Raw genomic sequence first — 18,062 nt, 5'->3', positions numbered from 1 at the left:
AGGTGTGCCATGCCAGTATCAGCCACCCTGCAGGATTGCCTGCGCCAGAAGTCATCGCGGTACGAAGTGGTGTACCACCCCTATAGCCATACGAGCATGGAGACGGCCGCCGCCGCGCATATCCCCGGCGATCGCCTCGCGAAAACCGTGCTCCTCGAAGACGACGAAGGCTACGTCGCAGCCGTATTGCCGACCACGCACGCCGTGCGCCTGTCGGATCTCTGGGTGAAGACGGGACGCCATCTCGTGCTCGCCCGCGAGGTCGAACTGCGCGAACTGTTCAAGGATTGCGACATGGGTGCGCTGCCGCCGGTCTGCATGGCGTACGGCATGAAGACGTTTCTCGAGGAACGTCTTGCACAGCAGCCGGAAGTCTATTTCGAGGCCGGCGACCACGAAGCGCTGATCCACATGATGCAGGATGAATTCCTGACGCTGATGGAGACGGCCGAGCGTGCGCATTTCTCGCACAAGATGCAGGGCATGCAGTCCTGATGCGTGCGGTGAGCGGGCAATTGTCGGTGCGTGTGTGACAGGGGTGCAGGTCCTGCCAGTGGGCAGGTCGCAGGATAGTTAATTCGATGTGCGAAGTGTTGGGTGATGTGTTTCAGTCCGACGACCAATCCTTAATTTATGTCGCATTCCAGATTAACTGTTTTGGGTACCTCGGGTACGGCATCGCTGGTACGCCGTCCTTGAGGAAACGATCCCGGCCACTTCGAGGCGGTCGACCGGCATGTCCGTCGACATGCGGGCGATGACGAGGCGGGGGGATGCAATCTCGAGATTATTGTTCGAATGCCCTTTTTTGGTGCGGTGCAGGAGATATGCCGATATTTATGTTGAAGCGGATCAATATCCGTTTCTGCATATACCCATACAATTCAATTACCAATTGAATAATAAAAGTTGTATTTGTGCTTACCGGAATATTATTTGAATATCCCCTCCAAACTTTGTATTCGGGTATCAAATAAAGTTTGACGGCAAAATTTTTTCCTTGCTATCTTCTGCACCCAAGTGAACGGCGCCAATGACATCACCGTGTAACGAACGGCGAATCGTCATACGAAACACGCGGTGCCGCCCGCTCAGCTGACAATTGCCTGAACGTGCAGGCGCGTGGTTTTCCGGTGCAAACACCGGGCCGCGCCGGCCGGAACGATTCCTTGAAAAAGAATGTATTGGAATTCGAATGCAATTCTTTCAATTCGGATTGCAAATTGAATTTGAAATGAAATGTTCGGGTGGATGCGGTGGCGATGCCGACCTGGTTTCGCCGCCGGCAGCAATCCGAAACTGGGCGAATCGCTTGGGGGATGGATGGTGGGCATGAAAGTCGAAGAAGGTCTGGTTACGTCGAACAGCGGACTGGCTACGCTGGGCCGTCCGCGAGAGTTCGGCAAGAAGCAACAGAATCCGGTACGCCGGTTCGGCGGCATCGGAATCGTCCTGGTGCTGCATGCAGTGCTGATCTACGCGCTGCTCAACGGCCTGGCGACGAAAGTCGTGCAGGTGATCCAGCACCCGATCGAAACCCGCATCATCGAGCCGGTCAAGCCGCCGCCGCCACCGCCGATGCCCGTGGTCAAGCTCCCGCCGCCGAAGTTCGCGCCGCCGCCGCCGCCGTTCGTCCCGCCGCCGGAAGTGCCGGTGCAGGCGCCGCCGCAGGCGACGATCACGCACCAGTCGGCCCCGGTACCCACCGCGCCGGCCGTGCAGGCACCGGTCGTGGCGCCCCCGGCGCCCGCCAAGCCCGTCAGCCATGACGTGGGTGTCGTGTGCCCGAATTCGGATGCGCTTCGCGCGTCGATCCAGTATCCGAAGGAAGCGCAGGAAAACAACATCACGGGTGACGTGACGATCGAATTCGTCGTGGATGCGGAAGGGAACATCACGAACGAGCGCGTGGCGCAGTCGGCCGATCCGGTCCTCGATCGCGCTGCCTACAACACCGTAAAACGATTCAAGTGCGTCGCGCAGGGCCAGTCGGTGCGGGTCCAGGTGCCGTTCTCGTTCAATCTGAATTGATGCAGTGGGCGGCCCGGCGCGAACCGGGTCGGGAAAAACCATCACGAACTGACGTATTAAGTTCACCGAAATAACTGGAGTGGGGTATGACGAAGCGTTCACTGGCCGCGTTGGCGGCAAGCATCCTGATGTCCGTCGTCGCAGTCGACGGATTCGTTGCGCCGCAGCTCGCCCATGCGCAGGCAAGCGGCGCGGCCGGCACGGCGGCACAGGCGGCGCCGTCTGCCGCACCGGCCACGGCTCCGGCCGCCGCCGAACCGGCTCCGCCGCCCGCGCCGGCCACGACGGAAGCAGTCGAGAACCCGTACGGGCTCGGCGCGTTGTGGAAGAACGGCGACTTCGTCGCCCGTTTCGTGCTGATCCTGCTGGTGATCATGTCGATGGGGAGCTGGTACATCATGATCACGAAGTTCCTGGAGCAGTTGCGCGCCAATCGCCGCGCGAAACTGGCAGATGCGCAGCTCTGGTCCGCACCGTCGCTGGCCGAGGGCGCCAGGCTCCTCGACGAGGCCTCGCCGTTCCGCTTCATCGCCGAAACGGCGATCGAGGCCGGCGAGCACCATGAAGATGCGCTGCTGGAAGCCGTGGACCGCAACACGTGGATCGACGTGTCGGTCGAGCGCTCGATCACGAACGTGTCGAACCGGATGCAGGACGGGCTCGCATTCCTGGCCACGGTGGGCTCCACGGCGCCGTTCGTCGGGCTGTTCGGCACGGTCTGGGGGATTTATCACGCGCTGACCGCGATCGGTATCGCCGGCCAGGCGTCGATCGACAAGGTCGCGGGCCCGGTGGGCGAGGCGCTCATCATGACCGCGATCGGCCTCGCCGTCGCGGTGCCCGCGGTGCTCGGCTACAACTTCCTGGTCCGGCGCAACAAGTCGGTGATGGAGCGGGTTCGCAACTTCGGCGCGCAACTGCATACGGTGTTGCTGGCCGGCAATCGGCGCCCGGTACGCGCGGCGTCCTCGTCGCCGGCCGCGGCGTCGCTTGCGAACTGACCGCCTGACGGAGACGCGCGATGGCCATGAACGTCGGGCAGGACGACAGCGACGAGGTGATCGCCAACATCAACACGACGCCGCTCGTCGACGTGATGCTGGTGTTGCTGATCATCTTCCTGATCACGATTCCGGTCGTGACGCACACGATCCAGCTTCAGTTGCCGAAGGAGACGGTGCAACCGCTGCAGACGACGCCGAAGAGCATCGAGATCGCGGTGAACCGCGATGGCGACTTCTTCTGGGGCGAACAACTGGTGGATGCGCAGACACTGCTCGCGAAGCTGAAGGACGTATCGCAGCAGCAGCCGCAGCCGAGCGTCCACGTGCGGGGCGACCAGAACACGCGTTACGAGTTCATCGGCCGGGTGGTCACGATGTGCGAACGCGCGGGGATTGCGAAACTGTCGTTCATTACGGAGCCGCCCGCACGCGGCGGCTAGTCGTGGGCGGGAACCTTGGTGAGAGGGCGGGCTGGCGGCAGGGGTTGATGCACTGACGCCGGTGGGCCTTGGGGCATGGGGTCGGCGTAGGTGCTGAAGCATTAATGCTGATCGACCGCGAAGCATGGGACCAGCGTAAGTGCTGAAGCACTAACGCTGGTCGACAGGAGTCGACGATGGGAATGAATGTGCCTTCGGGCGGAAGCAATGCCGAACCGGAAGTGATGGTCGATATCAACACCACGCCGCTGATCGACGTGATGCTGGTGTTGCTGATCATGCTGATCATCACGATCCCGATTCAGATGCATTCGGTGAAGATGGACCTGCCGGTGGGTAACCCGCCGCCGCCGGCCACGCCGCCGGAAATCGTGCAGATCGACATCGACTTTGACGGCACGACGACGTGGAACGGCGCACCGGTGCCGGACCGCACGGCGCTCGAGGCGAAACTGACCCAGGTGGCGGCGGAACCCGTGCAGGCGGAAATCCACCTGCGCCCCAACAAGCTGGTGCCGTACAAGGACGTGGCCGCCGTGCTCGCATCCGCGCAACGCGTGGGCGCGACCAAGATCGGCCTGATCGGCAACGAACAGTTCATGCAATGACGCCACGGACGAGCCGATGAACCAGCGACGATGGAAACGGATGATGGCGGTGGCGGCGCTCGGCGCGGCAGGCTTGCTCGGACGCCCGGCATTGCCGGCGGACGCGCTGCGGCCGGACGTGGCAAAACCGTTGGCGGCCGCACAGGACCTGTACCGGGCGCACAAGTATCGCGATGCACTGGGCAAGATCGCCCAGGCGGCGGCCGTGCCGAACCGGACGCCGTACGAAACCTACATGGTGGAGGAAATGCGCGGCGCGGCCGCGATGGCGGCCGGCGATTCCGGCACGGCCGCGCAGGCCTACGAGGCCGTGCTGAACTCGGGACGGCTGTCGGGCGAGGACGAGCAGCGGACCACGGCGGCGCTGGCTGGCATCTACTTCCAGCAGAAGAACTACCCGCTGGCGATCCGGATCGCCCAGCGCTACCTGAAGGCCGGCGGATCCGATCCGGAAATGCGCACGCTGCTCACGCAGTCGTACTACCTGTCAAACGATTGCACACCGCTCGTGAGCCAGTTGAAGGCGAGCACCGACGCGCAGGCGAACGGCGGACACGCGCCGGATGAAGGGCAGTTGCAGATGCTTGCGAGCTGTGCGCAGAAAGTGAAGGACGGCAACGCATATCGCGGTGCGCTCGGGCTGCTGGTGGCTTACCACCCGAGCCCCGCGTACTGGGACGAAATGGTCACGGCGATTCGCGGCAACCCGGGGTATCTGCCGTCGCTCGATCTCGACATCTACCGGTTGCGCCGGGCGACGGGCTCGCTCGCGACAGCCGACGCGTACATGGAGATGACGCAGCTCGCGCTGGTGGCAGGGTTGCCCGCCGAAGGCAAGCAGGTGATCGACCAGGGGTTCGCGTCCGGCGTACTCGGCAAGGACGCGCAGGCGGATCGCGAGAAACGGCTGCAGGCGCTCGCGGCAAAGCGCGCGCAGTCGGGCGGGGACGCCGCGACACCGGCTGCGCCGATCGACGCGGGCATGAACCTCGTCTTCGCAGGCAAGGCGCAGCAGGGGCTGCCGATGATGGAGCAGGCGATCGCGAAGGGCGGCCTCGAGCATCCGGACGCGGCGCGACTGCGGCTCGGCGAGGCGTATTACGTGGCCGGTCAGAAGGCGCGGGCGGTCCAGTTGCTGCGCACCGTCAAGGGCACCGACGGTTCCGCCGACCTCGCACGGCTCTGGACGGCGGTGGCATCCCGCTAACGCAACGCACGGGCAGGACGGCTCGCAGCGCGGGAGCGGGCGTGGTCGGTGAGCGGAAATCGGTGCGCCGCTGCAATGGCACCGACGCATGAAGGGCAGGTCAGCCGAGGGAAAAGGGGCAGCCTTGTTGATTAGTAAACCGAATGAAATGTGCCGGATCGGCGCGACTGCGCGATGCGGGTGCCGTGCCGCACCACGCGCGGCGTGCACGCCGCGACAGCGTGCAGCCGGGTATCGCGCCGGGCCGGTCGCATCATCGCATCGGTCGAGGCTTGACGACATCAAACCGATTTCGACTGCGAGGGACCGTCTTCCCATGGTTGTGCCCCCTGATGAGTCGGTGCTCGTCGCCGTGTCGCTAGGCAACAAGATCCGGGCGCTGCGCCAGCGCCTGAAACTCACGCTCGACGAAACGTCGACGATCGCCGGCATTTCGAAGCCGTTCCTGTCGCAGGTCGAGCGTGGGCGGGCGACGCCGTCGATCACGTCGCTGGTCCGGATCGCGAAGGCGCTGGGTGTGACGATGCAGTACTTCATCGACACGCCGACGGAGGCACGCTCGGTATGCCGCGGCGATGCGCTGCAGTATTTCCAGTTCACGAACTCGGCCAGCCGGTTCGCCAGGCTGACGAATCTGGTGGACGGCCGCAAGCTCGACGCGATTCTCGTCAGGATGCCGGCGGGGCAGTTGTCGTCCGAGATGACGACGCACGCGGGCGAGGAATTCGTCTACGTGTTGCGCGGGCAGGTGGCGCTGACGCTCGAGGATTGCACGTTCACGCTGAACGAGGGCGATACCGCGCATTACGAGTCGACGATGCCGCATGCGTGGCGCAACACGGCCGACGAAGAGGCGGTGATCGTCTGGGTCGGCACGCCCAGGCTGTTCTAGCAAGGGCGGCCGGCGCGGCGGGCCGTCAGGAAGGAGAGGTACCAGATCGGTAGCGGATGCCGGTCGGATCGGCAGGAAGCAGGCAATGCGCTCAATGTAGGTGTTTAGTATGGCGAATCAAAATAGAAAACGACGGTGATGCTGAATGGCGCGGGTGCCCCGAAGCCGAGCCGTTCGAGTTGTGGCGGTAGAAAGCGTGGCATTCGAAGGCGTGGCAATCGCGGGTTCCGGTACACGGGCACCCAGGACGCGCAAGGAATTCACAAGGTTCCGGCGCGCAGCAGGTGGGGTCTTACTACGAGCGAGAGGGAACAAGATGAAGCAGAGAGTTTTGGCGTTGGCCATCAAGAGGATAGTCTGGGCGGAGCTGGCGCTGACGGCGGCATTGGCGCCGCCGGCGTTTGCCCAGAGCCAGCCGGCGCCGGGCGCCGTCGCGATCGCGGATGCGGTCGCGAACGGCGCGCCCGTGACCGTTGCACAGGCGGGCGGCACGCCCGACGCCGCCGCTGCCACGGGCGCTGCGGCGCCCGACGCGGCAGCGGGTACGGCAACCGAGGCCGCGCCTGCCGCACCCGGTGCGAACGGGCAGGGCAAGGTCGCGCAGATCAAGCGCTTCGAAGTGACGGGGTCGCTGATCCGGCAGGCCGACAAGACCGGTTTCCAGCAGGTGCAGACGATCACGCCGAAGGAAATCCAGGCCAGCGGCGCGGTGACCGTCACCGACTTCCTGCGCGATGCGGCGGCCAACTCGGCGAACAGCTGGGGTGAAGGGCAATCGGGCAACTTCGCGGCCGGCGCGGCCGGTATCGCGCTGCGCGGCCTGTCCGAGAAGTACACGCTCGTGATGGTCGACGGCCAGCGCGTCGCACCTTACGCATTCTTCTCGAACAGCGTCGACTCGTTCTTCGACCTCAACACGATCCCGCTCAACGATATCGAGCGGATCGAAATCGTGAAGACGGGCGCCGTGTCGCAGTACGGTTCGGACGCGATCGGCGGGGTCGTCAACATCATCACGAAACACAATTTCCGCGGCCTGCAGCTCGACGGCAGCCTCGGCAGCGCGATCAATGCCGGCAACGGCGACGGCACGACGAAGTTCGGCGTGCTCGGCGGCTTCGGCGACCTGAACGCCGACCGCTTCAACGTGACGGCCGCGCTCAGCTACTACAAGTCGAACGGCTTCACGCTGGCCGATCGCGACTCGACGCGCAACCAGGACTTCACGGGCAAGCCGGGCGGCTTCTCGCTGCTCGCGCCTTCGTACTGGAACATGCCCGGCGGCGTCGCGCAGGCGCTGAGCGGGGGCTGCCCGTTCGGCGGCTCGGTGCATCCGGCCGCATCGAATTCGCTGTCGTCCGGCTCGCCGGGCACCGTCTGCGCGTACAACACGGCCGAAAGCACGTCGATCCTGCCGATGACCGAGCGTCTGAACGCGAAGCTCCATGGTGACTTCAAGATCGACGACAAGACGACCGCGTTCGCGGATTTCCTCGAGAGCTACAACACGACCACGACCAACGACGGCCTGTGGAACAACGTGATCGGCAACCCGCAGAACCCGGCGCTCGTCTGGAATCCGCAGACGAAGCTGCTGTCGCCGTTCAACTACACGGTACCGGTCAGCAACCCGTACAACACGACGGGCGCGGCCACGCCGCTCACCTACGCGTTTCCGAACACGGTCGCGCAGAAGACCTGGGCGAACTACTGGCGTGCGGCCGCCGGCATCAAGGGGTCGTTCACGCTGCCGTACGGCGACTGGGACTGGGCAACGTCGGTCAGCCACTCGCAGAGCACGGTGTCGAACGTGTTCACGAACCAGCTGAACGTCAACGCGCTGAACAACATCTACCAGAACGGCACGCTGAATTTTGCGAACCCGGCGGCAACGCCGAACGCGTTCAACGGGCTGTTCCAGGAAGCGAACAACCTCGGCATCTCGAAGCTCGACACGATCGACGCGACGCTGTCGACGCCGAACCTGTTCCATCTGCCGGCCGGCGACGTCGGGATCGGTTTCGGCGCGCAGTTCACGCACCAGAGCGAAGTGCTGACGCCGGGCTCCGAATACCTGAGCGGGGCGGTCGTTACCCCGGACCTCGAGACGGTGAACGGCCAGCGCAACGTCGCGGCCGTCTATTACCAGATCAACGTGCCGATCCTCGAGAACCTGACGTTCAGCCAGGCCGGCCGCTACGACCACTACACGGACGTGGGCGGTGCCTTCTCGCCGCGCTTCGCGTTGCGCTACCAGCCGATCAAGGCCCTCACGCTGTATACGTCGTACAACCGCGGCTTCCGTGCGCCGACCTTCGTCGAGGACAGCAAGTCGCAGACGCTCGGCATCCAGGTCGATCCGGCCACCGGCCAGAACTACACGTCGATCACCGTCGGCAACCCGAACCTCGCGCCGGAACGCACGCGCAACTTCAATATCGGCTTCCAGGTATCGCCGAGCCGCTACACGGATCTCGGCTTCGACTGGTACAAGATCCGCATCGACAACGTGATCGGCCAGGGCGCGCCGTCACAGGTCGTGACCGATCCGACGACGGGCCAGCTGCTGTACAAGATGATTCCGTACCAGAACCTCGGTTACCTCGACACGAACGGCTTCGAAGGCACGTTCCGCCAGGGCCTGCCGCTCAAGGGCTGGGGCACGGTCACGCTGTCGGGCGACTGGGCGTACATCAACAGCTACAAGATCGGCTTCCCGGGCGGCACGCCGGTCAACGGCGCGGGCAACAACTTCACGATCACGCAGCCGTTCGGCGGCAGTTTCCCGCGCTGGCGCGGCAATACGACGCTGGACTGGAACTACCGGAAGTTCGATGCGGCGCTGACGTGGCAGTTCACGGGCCCGTACGCGCAGAACCTGCTGCCGGCGCCCGCGCCGTCGAAGGTCGGCTCGTACAGCCAGTTCAACCTGATGATGACGTACACGGGCTTCAAGAACTGGACGATCTACGGCGGCATCAACAACCTCTTCAACCGCACGCCGCCGTACGACCCGATCTTCGCGAACGGCACGCTGGACCAGAGCGGGTACGACACGTCGGTGTATTCGTACATCGGCCGGTTCGCGCAGGTGGGCGCGACGTACAAGTTCTGACGGCGATCGTTATGCGCTGACAGGCTTTGGACAGGCCGCTCCACGTCCACTACCCCCTTTTCGGGGCGGCCTTTTTTCGCCTGGCGCCACGACGTCCCGCAACCGGGCCGCGCGGCGGCGCAGTTGATCCGATCGTGTACAGCACGAACCACACGCGGGGCGCGGCCGGCATGCGGCGTCCGGCACAGGCATCGACCGTGCGCAGGCAGCGCGCCCGCACGCTTCCGGACAGACCGACCATGAGACTGTTGATTGGGCGACGGGCACGCGTGCCGCGCCACTCGCACCTGAAGCGCCTGCATGCGCGGATACGTGCCGCCGCGCGCGCCGCGCTGCTCGCGTGCGCCGTGTGGCTCGTGTCGGGCGGCGTCATGCCGCAGGCCGCGCTCGCCGTGCCGGCGATCTCGCAATACGACCATCCGAAGTATCCGCCGGGCTTCACGCATTTCGACTACGCGAATCCGGACGCGCCGGACAGCGGCACGCTCGATTTCGAAAACTACGACGAAGCGCAAAGCTACGACTCGCTGAACCCGTTTCTCGTGCGCGGCTCGCCTGCGCCGGACATCAAGAACCTGATGTTCGACACGCTGATGCAGCGCAGCTGGGACGAGCTCGCGTCCGAATACGCGCTGATCGCCGACGATGTCGAGGTCGCGCCCGACGGGCTGTCGGCGACGTTCCATATCGATCCGGCCGCGCGCTTCTCGAACGGCGACCCGATCACCGCGGCCGACGTCAGGTATTCGTTCGATACGCTGACGAGCCCGCAGGCCTCGCCGCTGTACAACGCGCAGTTCTCGATCATCAGGCGTGCGGTGGTCGTCGACGGCCACACGGTGCGCTTCGAGTTCAAGCACGCGGAGCGCGACGCCGCGCTGATCGCGGGCGACCTGCCGGTGTTCTCGCCGAAGTGGGGCATGCGTGCGGACGGCACGCGGCCGCCGTTCGACCAGATCGCGACGGTGCCGCCGATCGCGAGCGGCCCGTACCTGATCGAGCAGCGCAAGAACGACAAGCAGATCATCTATGTGCGCAACCCGCACTACTGGGCGGCGAACCTGCCGTCGCGACGCGGCATGTTCCGCTTCGCGCGCGTGTCGTTCAAGCTGTACCTGGATCAGTACACGGCGCTCGAGGCATTCAAGGCCGGCGACATCGACGCGCGCATGGAATACAGCGCGACGCAGTGGGCGCGCAAGTACGTCGGCAAGAACTTCCGCAACGGCATGCTCGAGCGCGGCGAGTTTCCAGACGGCCCCGCGCAGATGCAGGGCTTCCTGATCAACATGCGCAAGCCGATGTTCCAGGACGTGCGGGTGCGGCACGCGCTCGCGCTGGCGTTCGACTTCGACTGGATGAGCCGGATGATGTTCTACGGGCAGTATCGCCGCACCAACAGCTTCTGGGAGGCGAGCCCGTTCGCGGCAACCGGCATGCCGAGCGAGAAGGAGCGCGCGTTGCTCGAACCGTTCCGCTCGACGCTGCCCCCGGAGGTGTTCGGCCCGATGGTCCGGCAGCCGTCGACGCTGCCGCCCGGCTCGTTGCGCGAGAACCTGAAGCAGGCGCGCGACCTGCTCGCGCAGGCCGGCTGGTTTTACCGCGACGGCGCGCTGCGCGACGCGAACGGCACGCCGATGACGATCGAGATCATCGACGACCAGCCCGGCATGGACCGCCTGATCCTGCCGTACACGCAGGCGCTCGCGATGCTCGGCATCCACGCGTACCTGCGCGAGATCGACAGCGCGGTCTACCTGAAGCGGCTCGACAACTTCGAGTACGACATGACGACGTACATCTACCTGCCCGTGACGATCCCGGGTGCGGAGCTGACGCGCCGCTTCGGCAGTGCGGCCGCGTCGCAGCCGGGCTCCGAGAACTATCCGGGCGTGAAGTCGAAGGCCGTCGATGCGCTGATCCGCGCGGCGCTCGCCGCCGACACGCTCGACGATCTCGAGACGGCCACGCACGCGCTCGACCGCGTGCTGATCAACCTGTACGCGCTGATTCCGCAGTACTACCTGCCGAATGCGCGGATCGCGTACAAGGCGACGCTCGGCCACCCGGCGATCGTGCCGGACTCCTATCAGTATGAAGACTGGATCATCGACTACTGGTACGTGAAGCATCCGGCGGCGAAACCCGCGCCGGCAGCCTGACGGGGAACGACGATGCTGGCATACATACTCAGGCGGTTGCTGCTGATGGTCCCGACGCTGATCGGGGTGGTGACGATCACGTTCGCGGTCACGCAGTTCGTGCCGGGCGGCCCGGTCGAACAGGTGCTCGCGCAGCTGCGCCACGGCAGTGCGCGCGGCGGAGAGGCGGGCGGCGGAGGCGGCGGGTACCACGGCAGCCAGGGCGTCGATCCGCAGCAGATCGAACAGATCCGCAAGCAGTTCGGCTTCGACAGGCCGCCGCTCGAACGCTACGTGCTGATGCTGAAGAGTTATGCGACGTTCGACCTCGGCCAGTCCTATTTCGCGCATCGCAGCGTGTGGGCCGTCATTCGCTCGAAGCTGCCGGTGTCGATCACGCTCGGGATGTGGACGGTGATCCTCACGTACCTGGTGTCGGTGCCGCTCGGCATCGCGAAGGCGGTGCGCAACGGGTCGCGGTTCGATACCGTGACGAGCGTGCTGGTGCTGGCCGGCTACGCGGTGCCGGGCTTCGTGCTCGGCGTGCTGCTGCTGATGCTGTTCGGCGGCGGCACGTTCTGGCAGGTGTTCCCGATGCGCGGGCTCACGTCCGACAACTTCGACGACCTGACGCTGATCGGAAAGGCGCTCGACTATCTGTGGCACATCGTGATGCCGGTGACGGCGTCGGTCGTCGGCAACTTCGCGATCGTCACGATCCTCACCAAGAACACGTTCCTCGAGGAGATCGGCCGGCAATACGTGCTGACCGCACGCGCGAAGGGCGCGCCCGAGCGCGACGTGCTGTGGAAGCACGTGCTGCGCAACGCGGCGATCCCGCTGCTCACCGGGCTGCCGGCCGCGTTCGTCGGCGCCTTCCTGAACGGCAACCTGCTGATCGAGACGCTGTTCTCGCTCGACGGCATGGGGCAACTGTCGTACGACTCGGTGATCCGCCGCGACTATCCGGTCGTGCTCGGCTCGCTGTTCCTGTTCACGCTGATCGGCCTGCTGACCAAACTCATCGCGGATATCTGCTATGTCCTCGTCGACCCCCGTATCCAGTTCAACCGCCTGGACCACTGACCGGGCATGCGCCGCGTGCGCGGCCTCGCCGTCGCCGTGGCGGCGCACGTGGTTGCGTTTTCGCGCACAGCCGCTCGGCTACTGGAGCCTCGTGATCTTCACGGTGCTGTTCGTGCTCAGCCTGGGCGCGAACCTGCTGTCGAACGACCGGCCGCTGATCGTGCGCTACGGCGGGCACTATTACTTCCCGATCGTGAAGGACTATCCGGAGACCGCGTTCGGCGGCGATTTTCCCGCGATGACGAACTATCTCGACCCGTACATCCGCACGAAACTCGAGTCGCACGGCAATTTCGCGCTTTATCCGCCGAACCGCTATCGCTACGACACGATCGACTATTTCGCGTCGCGGCCGTATCCTGCGCCGCCGTCCGCCAGCAACTGGCTCGGCACCGACCAGTTCGGGCGCGACGTGCTCGCGCGGCTGCTGTACGGGTTCCGGCTGTCGGTGCTGATGGCGTTCGCGCTGACGGTATCGGGCGTGCTGGTCGGCGTGCTCACCGGCGCGCTGCAAGGCTTCTACGGCGGCCGTACCGACCTGGTCGGCCAGCGCCTGATCGAGATCTGGAGCGCGCTGCCCGACCTGTACCTGCTGATCATCTTCGCGTCGATCTTCACGCCGTCGCTGTGGCTGCTGTTCGTGCTGCTGTCGATGTTCGGCTGGCTCGTGCTGTCCGACTACGTGCGCGCCGAATTCCTGCGCAACCGCGCGCTCGACTACGTGAAAGCGGCACGCACGATGGGGCTCACGAACGCGCAGATCATCTGGCGCCACGTGCTGCCGAACAGCCTGACGCCCGTGATCACGTTCCTGCCGTTCAGGATGAGCGCGGCGATCCTGTCGCTGACGAGCCTCGACTTCCTCGGGCTCGGCGTGCCGCCGCCGACGCCGAGCCTCGGCGAACTGCTGCAGGAGGGGAAGAACAACCTGGATGCGTGGTGGATCTCGATCGCGGCGTTCGCGGCGCTGGTGGTGACGCTGCTGCTGCTCACCTTCATGGGCGATGCGCTGCGCAACGCGCTCGACACGCGCACGCGCGGCTCGGCATTCGGCGGAGGGCGATGATGACGAGACCGTTGCTGCAGATCGACGGGTTTTCCGCGCATTTCGGCGCAAACGCGGCCGTTCAGGACCTGAACCTGTCGATCGGCCGCGGCGAGCGCGTGGCGCTCGTCGGCGAGTCGGGGTCGGGCAAGAGCGTGACCGCGCTGTCGATCCTGCGGCTCGCGCAGCAGGCGACGCTGTCGGGGCGGATGCTGTTCGACGGCGAGGATCTGCTCGCGAAGACCGAGCAGCAGATGCGCGGGATCCGCGGCGCCGATATCGCGATGGTGTTCCAGGAGCCGATGACGGCGCTCAATCCGCTGTATACGATCGGCAAGCAGATCGCCGAGAGCCTGCGGCTGCACGAGGGGCTGCGCCCGGGTGAAGCGCGCGAGCGCGGGATCGCGCTGCTGCGCCGCACCGGGATTCCCGAGCCGGAGCGGCGTATCGACAGTTTTCCGCACCAGCTGTCGGGCGGGCAGCGGCAACGCGCGATGATCGCGATGGCGCTGGCGTGCCGGCCGCGGCTGCTGCTCGCGGACGAGCCGACCACCGCGCTCGACGTGACGGTGCGCCAGCAGATCGTCGAGCTGCTGATCGAGCTGCAGGAGCGGGAGGCCGCCGAGCGCGGGATGGCCGTGCTGCTGATCACGCACGACCTGAACCTCGTGCGGCGCTTCGCGCAGCGTGTGGCCGTGATGGAGAAGGGCGTGCTGGTGGAGACCGGCACGACCGCCGGGCTGTTCGCGGCGCCGCAGCATCCGTACACGCGCCGGCTGCTCGACAGCGCGCCGCAACGGGCGGTCGAACCGGTCGCCGCCGGCGCGCAGACGATCCTCGACGTGCGGCAACTCGCCGTCGACTACCGCATCGCGGCAAAGGGCTGGCGCTCGGTGCTCGGCAAGACGACGTTCCGCGCCGTGCACGACGTGCAGTTGAGCCTGAAGCGCGGCGAAACGCTCGGGATCGTCGGCGAGTCGGGTTCGGGGAAATCGACGCTCGCGTCGGCGGTGCTCGGCTTGCAGCGGCCGGCGTCGGGCGGGATCGAGATCGACGGCATGCCGCTCGCGTCGCTGCGCACGACGCAGGGCCGGCGCACGCTGTACGGACGCATGCAGGTGGTGTTCCAGGATCCGTTCGGCTCGCTGTCGCCGCGCATGACGGTCGAGCAGATCGTCGGCGAAGGGCTGGGCGTGCACCGGCCGCAGGTGACCGGCGACGCGCGGCGGGCGCGGATCGCCGCGCTGCTGCAGGAGGTCGGGCTGCCTGCCGAGGCGATGCTGCGTTATCCGCACGAGTTTTCCGGCGGGCAGCGGCAGCGGATCGCGATCGCGCGGGCGCTGGCGGTGGAGCCGGAACTGCTGGTGCTCGACGAGCCGACCAGCGCGCTCGACGTGTCGATCCAGAAGCAGGTGCTGAATCTGCTGACGAATCTGCAAAAGAAGTACAAACTCAGCTACCTGTTCATCACGCACGATCTGGCGGTGATGCGCGCGATGGCCCACCGGGTCATCGTGATGAAGGCGGGGCGCGTGGTCGAGGCGGGCGAGACGCTCGACGTGCTGCACGCGCCATCCCATCCGTATACACGGGCGCTGCTCGCGTCGTCCATGCCGACGCCGACGCCGGCGCGCGGCCCGGAGCAGAGGCAAGAGAGAACCGATGATTGACGAGAACCGGGCGCCGGGCGCCCGAGCCGTACAGGCGGCGCAGACGTTGCGAAGCGACGCCGATTTCTGGTCGCTGCGTATCGTCGACGAGACGATCGACGAACATGCGGTGCGCAACGACGTCGCGCAGCCGTTCTCGCGCACGCGCGAGCGCGGCGCGATGCTGATGGCGCGGGCCGGCACGGGCGCGGGTTATGCGGCGACACCCGACCTGTCCCCGGCCGGGCTGCAGGCGGCGCTCGACATCGCGACCGCGCGGGCACGGGCCAGCGCGCCGTGGGCGCTGGTCGATCATCGCCAGGCCGCGCGCCCGCAGACGAGTGGCACGTATGCGTCGCCCGATGTCGACGCGGCGCTGCCGTCGCGCGCGGAATGGATCGAGCGTCTCGCGCACGAATGCGCGGCGGCGAACCTCGGCGCGCGCATCGTCGAGCGCGCGGCGAGCGTGATGATCGTCGACACCGAGCAGTGTTACCTGACGAGCGACGGCGTCCGGATCGACCAGCGGTTCCGCTTCCTGATGCCCGAGCTGCACGCCGTCGCCCACGGCGACGGCGACACGCAGACGCGCTCGCTCGGTCAATCGGGCACGCTGGCGCAGGGCGGCATCGACGTGCTGGCGCGCTACGGCTTCGACGGCGCCGGCGCGCGCGTTGCCGACGAGGCGCTGCAGCTGCTCGCCGCGCCGAACTGCCCGACCGGCCGGCGCGACCTGTTGCTGATGCCCGACCAGATGATGCTGCAGATCCACGAATCGATCGGCCATCCGCTCGAACTCGACCGGATTCTCGGCGACGAGCGCAACTTCGCCGGATCGAGCTTCGTCAGGCCGGAGATGGTCGGCCACTACCAGTACGGCTCGCCGCTGCTGAACGTCACGTTCGATCCCGAGCCGGCCGCCGAAGCCGCGTCCTACGCGTTCGACGACGACGGCACGCCGGCGCGCAAGCAGTACCTGATCCGCAACGGCGTGCTCGAACGGCTGCTTGGCGGGGCGCTGTCGCAGCAGCGTGCGGGCCTGCCGGGTGTCGCCAATTCGCGCGCGTCGAGCTGGAACCGCGCGCCGATCGACCGGATGGCGAACCTGAACGTCGAACCCGGCGACCAGTCGCTCGATGCGCTGGTCGCGGGCACCGAGCACGGGATCCTGATGCGCACCAACACGTCCTGGTCGATCGACGACCACCGCAACAAATTCCAGTTCGGTTGCGAATTCGGGCAACTGATCGAGAACGGCCGGCTCACGCAGGTCGTCAAGCGCCCGAACTACCGCGGCATCTCCGCGCAGTTCTGGCGCAGCCTGCGCGCGGTAGGCGACGCGGGCACGTTCGGCATCTACGGCACGCCTTATTGCGGGAAGGGCGAGCCCGCGCAGATCATCCGGGTCGGCCACGCCGCGCCGGCCTGCGTGTTCGCCGATGTCGACGTATTCGGAGGCGCGTGATGACGGGATTCGATCCGATGGCACGCCGCGCCGGCATCGACTGGCATGCGCATTTCACCCGGCTCGCCGACGAGGCACAACGGTTGAAGGCGCCGGCCGAAACCGTCCTGCTCGGCTTCTCGAGCGAAACGTCCGACTTCGTCCGCTTCAACGGCGGCAGGATTCGCCAGACCGGTCGCGTCACGCAGGGGCGATTGTCCGTGCGGCTCGTCGACGGGGCGCGGCAAGCGCACTCGGCGCTGACCGTCTGCGGCGATCCGGCGGCCGACCTGCCCGAACTGGCCGCCGCGCTGGCCGTGCTGCGCGACGGCCTGCGCGATGCGCCGGACGATCCGCACCTGCTGTTCGATACCTCGTCGTGGCTGCAGGAAACCCACCGCACCGGGCGCCTGCCGGATGCGGACGGGCTCGCGCGCGTCGTGGCCGAATGCGCGCGCGGTCTCGATTTCGTCGGCTTCTACGCGGGCGGCACGCTGGCGCGCGGCTTCGCGTCGTCGACCGGCAGCCGCGGCTGGTACGAGGTCGAGAACTTCAACTTCAGCTGGTCGCTGTACGACCCGAGCGGACGGGCGATCAAGACCGCCTACGCAGGCGACGACTGGAGCGATGCGGCGTTCGCCGCCCGCGTCGAGGCGGCCGCCGCGCGGCTGCCCGTGCTCGGCCGCACGCCGAAGGCGCTTGCGCCCGGACGCTATCGCGCGTATTTCGCGCCGGACGCCGTTCACGAGATGACGAGCCTGCTCGGCTGGAGCGGCTTTTCGGCGCGTGCGCTGGCGAGCGCCCGCAGCCCGCTGCATCGCCTGTACGCCGGCGAGGTCGCGCTCGATCCGCGCGTGTCGATCACCGAGGATTTCTCGCTGGGCATCGCGCCGGCGTTCAACGCGGACGGCTACCGGCGCGACAGCGTGCCGCTCGTCGTCGGCGGGCGGGGGGAAGGGCAGCTCGTGAGCGCACGCACCGCGCGCGAGCACGGGCGTGTGCCGAACGGGGCGGACAACGGCGAATCACCGCAGTCGCTGACGATCGCGGGCGGCACGCTCGCGGATGCCGACGTGCTGGCCGCGCTCGACACGGGGCTCTACGTCGGCAACCTCTGGTACCTGAACTTTTCGGACCCGATCGCCTGCCGGATGACGGGGATGACGCGCTTCGCGACGTTCTGGGTCGAAGGCGGGCGCATCGTCGCGCCGGTCGACGCGATGCGGTTCGACGACAGTTTCTACCGGCTGTTCGGATCGGAGCTCGAGCAGCTCGGCGCGGCGCCCGTGCTGCTCGCGAACGACGACACGTACGGCGAGCGCGCCACCGGAGGCGCGCAGCTGCCGGGGCTGCTCGCGCGCGCGTTCGAACTCACGCTGTAGCGCGGCTGCCGGTACTCG

General features: G+C 66.5%; 15 protein-coding genes. 14 read left to right on the top strand and 1 reads right to left on the bottom strand.

The window, feature by feature from the left end; all coding sequences use genetic code 11:
- The first annotated feature begins 9 nt into the window (after positions 1 to 9).
- On the top strand, positions 10 to 495 hold the full coding sequence (locus tag AB3K92_RS31755) for an aminoacyl-tRNA deacylase (protein WP_027787328.1): 486 nt from the start codon (positions 10 to 12) through the stop codon (positions 493 to 495).
- A gap of 596 nt (positions 496 to 1,091) precedes the next feature.
- On the opposite strand, the gene AB3K92_RS31750 is transcribed toward AB3K92_RS31755, so the two are convergent.
- Entirely contained in the window at positions 1,092 to 1,334 is a 243-nt protein-coding gene (locus AB3K92_RS31750; RefSeq protein ID WP_124467399.1) for a hypothetical protein, read from the bottom strand.
- Between AB3K92_RS31750 and AB3K92_RS31745 the strand changes: the two genes are divergently transcribed.
- The 13 genes from AB3K92_RS31745 to AB3K92_RS31685 all read left to right on the top strand — a co-directional run bounded on the left by AB3K92_RS31745 (position 1,333) and on the right by AB3K92_RS31685 (position 18,044).
- Positions 1,333 to 2,031: an energy transducer TonB gene (locus AB3K92_RS31745; RefSeq protein WP_042975914.1), complete on the top strand. Its 699-nt coding sequence runs from the start codon at positions 1,333 to 1,335 to the stop codon at positions 2,029 to 2,031. The two genes, AB3K92_RS31750 and AB3K92_RS31745, sit on opposite strands and share 2 nt — an antisense overlap.
- An 86-nt stretch (positions 2,032 to 2,117) precedes the next feature.
- Positions 2,118 to 3,032 carry a MotA/TolQ/ExbB proton channel family protein gene (locus AB3K92_RS31740; protein WP_021160934.1) on the top strand — a complete coding sequence of 305 codons (915 nt, stop codon included), beginning with the start codon at positions 2,118 to 2,120 and terminating at the stop codon, positions 3,030 to 3,032.
- Between the two features lie 20 nt (positions 3,033 to 3,052).
- The gene (locus AB3K92_RS31735; RefSeq protein WP_021160935.1) at positions 3,053 to 3,475 is read left to right on the top strand and encodes a biopolymer transporter ExbD; all 423 of its coding nucleotides are present in this window, start codon (positions 3,053 to 3,055) and stop codon (positions 3,473 to 3,475) included.
- A 176-nt stretch (positions 3,476 to 3,651) separates the two neighbouring features.
- Positions 3,652 to 4,083: a biopolymer transporter ExbD gene (locus AB3K92_RS31730; RefSeq protein ID WP_048022780.1), complete on the top strand. Its 432-nt coding sequence runs from the start codon at positions 3,652 to 3,654 to the stop codon at positions 4,081 to 4,083.
- Between the two features lie 16 nt (positions 4,084 to 4,099).
- Complete coding sequence (locus AB3K92_RS31725; protein WP_369466556.1) at positions 4,100 to 5,290, top strand: tetratricopeptide repeat protein; 1,191 nt, start codon at positions 4,100 to 4,102, stop codon at positions 5,288 to 5,290.
- A gap of 316 nt (positions 5,291 to 5,606) precedes the next feature.
- Positions 5,607 to 6,182: a helix-turn-helix domain-containing protein gene (locus AB3K92_RS31720; protein ID WP_042975880.1), complete on the top strand. Its 576-nt coding sequence runs from the start codon at positions 5,607 to 5,609 to the stop codon at positions 6,180 to 6,182.
- A 316-nt stretch (positions 6,183 to 6,498) separates the two neighbouring features.
- A complete protein-coding gene (locus AB3K92_RS31715) occupies positions 6,499 to 9,297 on the top strand; it encodes a TonB-dependent receptor (RefSeq protein WP_059816992.1) in 2,799 nt (932 codons plus the stop codon).
- A gap of 239 nt (positions 9,298 to 9,536) precedes the next feature.
- Positions 9,537 to 11,459 (top strand): extracellular solute-binding protein, encoded by a 1,923-nt coding sequence (locus AB3K92_RS31710; protein ID WP_369466555.1) that lies wholly within the window; start codon positions 9,537 to 9,539, stop codon positions 11,457 to 11,459.
- A 12-nt stretch (positions 11,460 to 11,471) separates the two neighbouring features.
- Positions 11,472 to 12,524: a microcin C ABC transporter permease YejB gene (locus AB3K92_RS31705; protein WP_027787337.1), complete on the top strand. Its 1,053-nt coding sequence runs from the start codon at positions 11,472 to 11,474 to the stop codon at positions 12,522 to 12,524.
- Positions 12,478 to 13,590 (top strand): ABC transporter permease, encoded by a 1,113-nt coding sequence (locus AB3K92_RS31700; RefSeq protein WP_124467396.1) that lies wholly within the window; start codon positions 12,478 to 12,480, stop codon positions 13,588 to 13,590. Before AB3K92_RS31705 ends, AB3K92_RS31700 begins: the two co-directional genes overlap by 47 nt.
- Positions 13,590 to 15,239, top strand: a complete 1,650-nt coding sequence (locus AB3K92_RS31695; RefSeq protein WP_060056558.1) for an ABC transporter ATP-binding protein — start codon at positions 13,590 to 13,592, stop codon at positions 15,237 to 15,239. The genes AB3K92_RS31700 and AB3K92_RS31695 overlap by 1 nt, the downstream gene beginning before the upstream one ends.
- Positions 15,232 to 16,683, top strand: a complete 1,452-nt coding sequence (locus AB3K92_RS31690; RefSeq protein WP_059588428.1) for a TldD/PmbA family protein — start codon at positions 15,232 to 15,234, stop codon at positions 16,681 to 16,683. The genes AB3K92_RS31695 and AB3K92_RS31690 overlap by 8 nt, the downstream gene beginning before the upstream one ends.
- Positions 16,683 to 18,044: a TldD/PmbA family protein gene (locus tag AB3K92_RS31685; RefSeq protein ID WP_059495890.1), complete on the top strand. Its 1,362-nt coding sequence runs from the start codon at positions 16,683 to 16,685 to the stop codon at positions 18,042 to 18,044. Before AB3K92_RS31690 ends, AB3K92_RS31685 begins: the two co-directional genes overlap by 1 nt.
- Positions 18,045 to 18,062: the final 18 nt, after the last annotated feature.

Origin of the sequence: Burkholderia sp. Bmkn7 (assembly GCF_041103175.1) — a bacterium.
GTDB classification, from domain to species: Bacteria; Pseudomonadota; Gammaproteobacteria; order Burkholderiales; family Burkholderiaceae; genus Burkholderia; species Burkholderia cepacia.
Note: the sequence above shows the minus strand (reverse complement) of the source record. Positions and strands in the feature narration are given on the sequence as shown.

Coding starts and splice junctions, on each gene's coding strand:
- AB3K92_RS31755 (WP_027787328.1), top strand. CDS start 10: ATGCCAGTATCAGCCACCCTGCAGGATTGCCTGCGCCAGAAGTCATCG.
- AB3K92_RS31745 (WP_042975914.1), top strand. CDS start 1,333: ATGAAAGTCGAAGAAGGTCTGGTTACGTCGAACAGCGGACTGGCTACG.
- AB3K92_RS31750 (WP_124467399.1), bottom strand. CDS start 1,334: ATGCCCACCATCCATCCCCCAAGCGATTCGCCCAGTTTCGGATTGCTG.
- AB3K92_RS31740 (WP_021160934.1), top strand. CDS start 2,118: ATGACGAAGCGTTCACTGGCCGCGTTGGCGGCAAGCATCCTGATGTCC.
- AB3K92_RS31735 (WP_021160935.1), top strand. CDS start 3,053: ATGGCCATGAACGTCGGGCAGGACGACAGCGACGAGGTGATCGCCAAC.
- AB3K92_RS31730 (WP_048022780.1), top strand. CDS start 3,652: ATGGGAATGAATGTGCCTTCGGGCGGAAGCAATGCCGAACCGGAAGTG.
- AB3K92_RS31725 (WP_369466556.1), top strand. CDS start 4,100: ATGAACCAGCGACGATGGAAACGGATGATGGCGGTGGCGGCGCTCGGC.
- AB3K92_RS31720 (WP_042975880.1), top strand. CDS start 5,607: ATGGTTGTGCCCCCTGATGAGTCGGTGCTCGTCGCCGTGTCGCTAGGC.
- AB3K92_RS31715 (WP_059816992.1), top strand. CDS start 6,499: ATGAAGCAGAGAGTTTTGGCGTTGGCCATCAAGAGGATAGTCTGGGCG.
- AB3K92_RS31710 (WP_369466555.1), top strand. CDS start 9,537: ATGAGACTGTTGATTGGGCGACGGGCACGCGTGCCGCGCCACTCGCAC.
- AB3K92_RS31705 (WP_027787337.1), top strand. CDS start 11,472: ATGCTGGCATACATACTCAGGCGGTTGCTGCTGATGGTCCCGACGCTG.
- AB3K92_RS31700 (WP_124467396.1), top strand. CDS start 12,478: ATGTCCTCGTCGACCCCCGTATCCAGTTCAACCGCCTGGACCACTGAC.
- AB3K92_RS31695 (WP_060056558.1), top strand. CDS start 13,590: ATGACGAGACCGTTGCTGCAGATCGACGGGTTTTCCGCGCATTTCGGC.
- AB3K92_RS31690 (WP_059588428.1), top strand. CDS start 15,232: ATGATTGACGAGAACCGGGCGCCGGGCGCCCGAGCCGTACAGGCGGCG.
- AB3K92_RS31685 (WP_059495890.1), top strand. CDS start 16,683: ATGACGGGATTCGATCCGATGGCACGCCGCGCCGGCATCGACTGGCAT.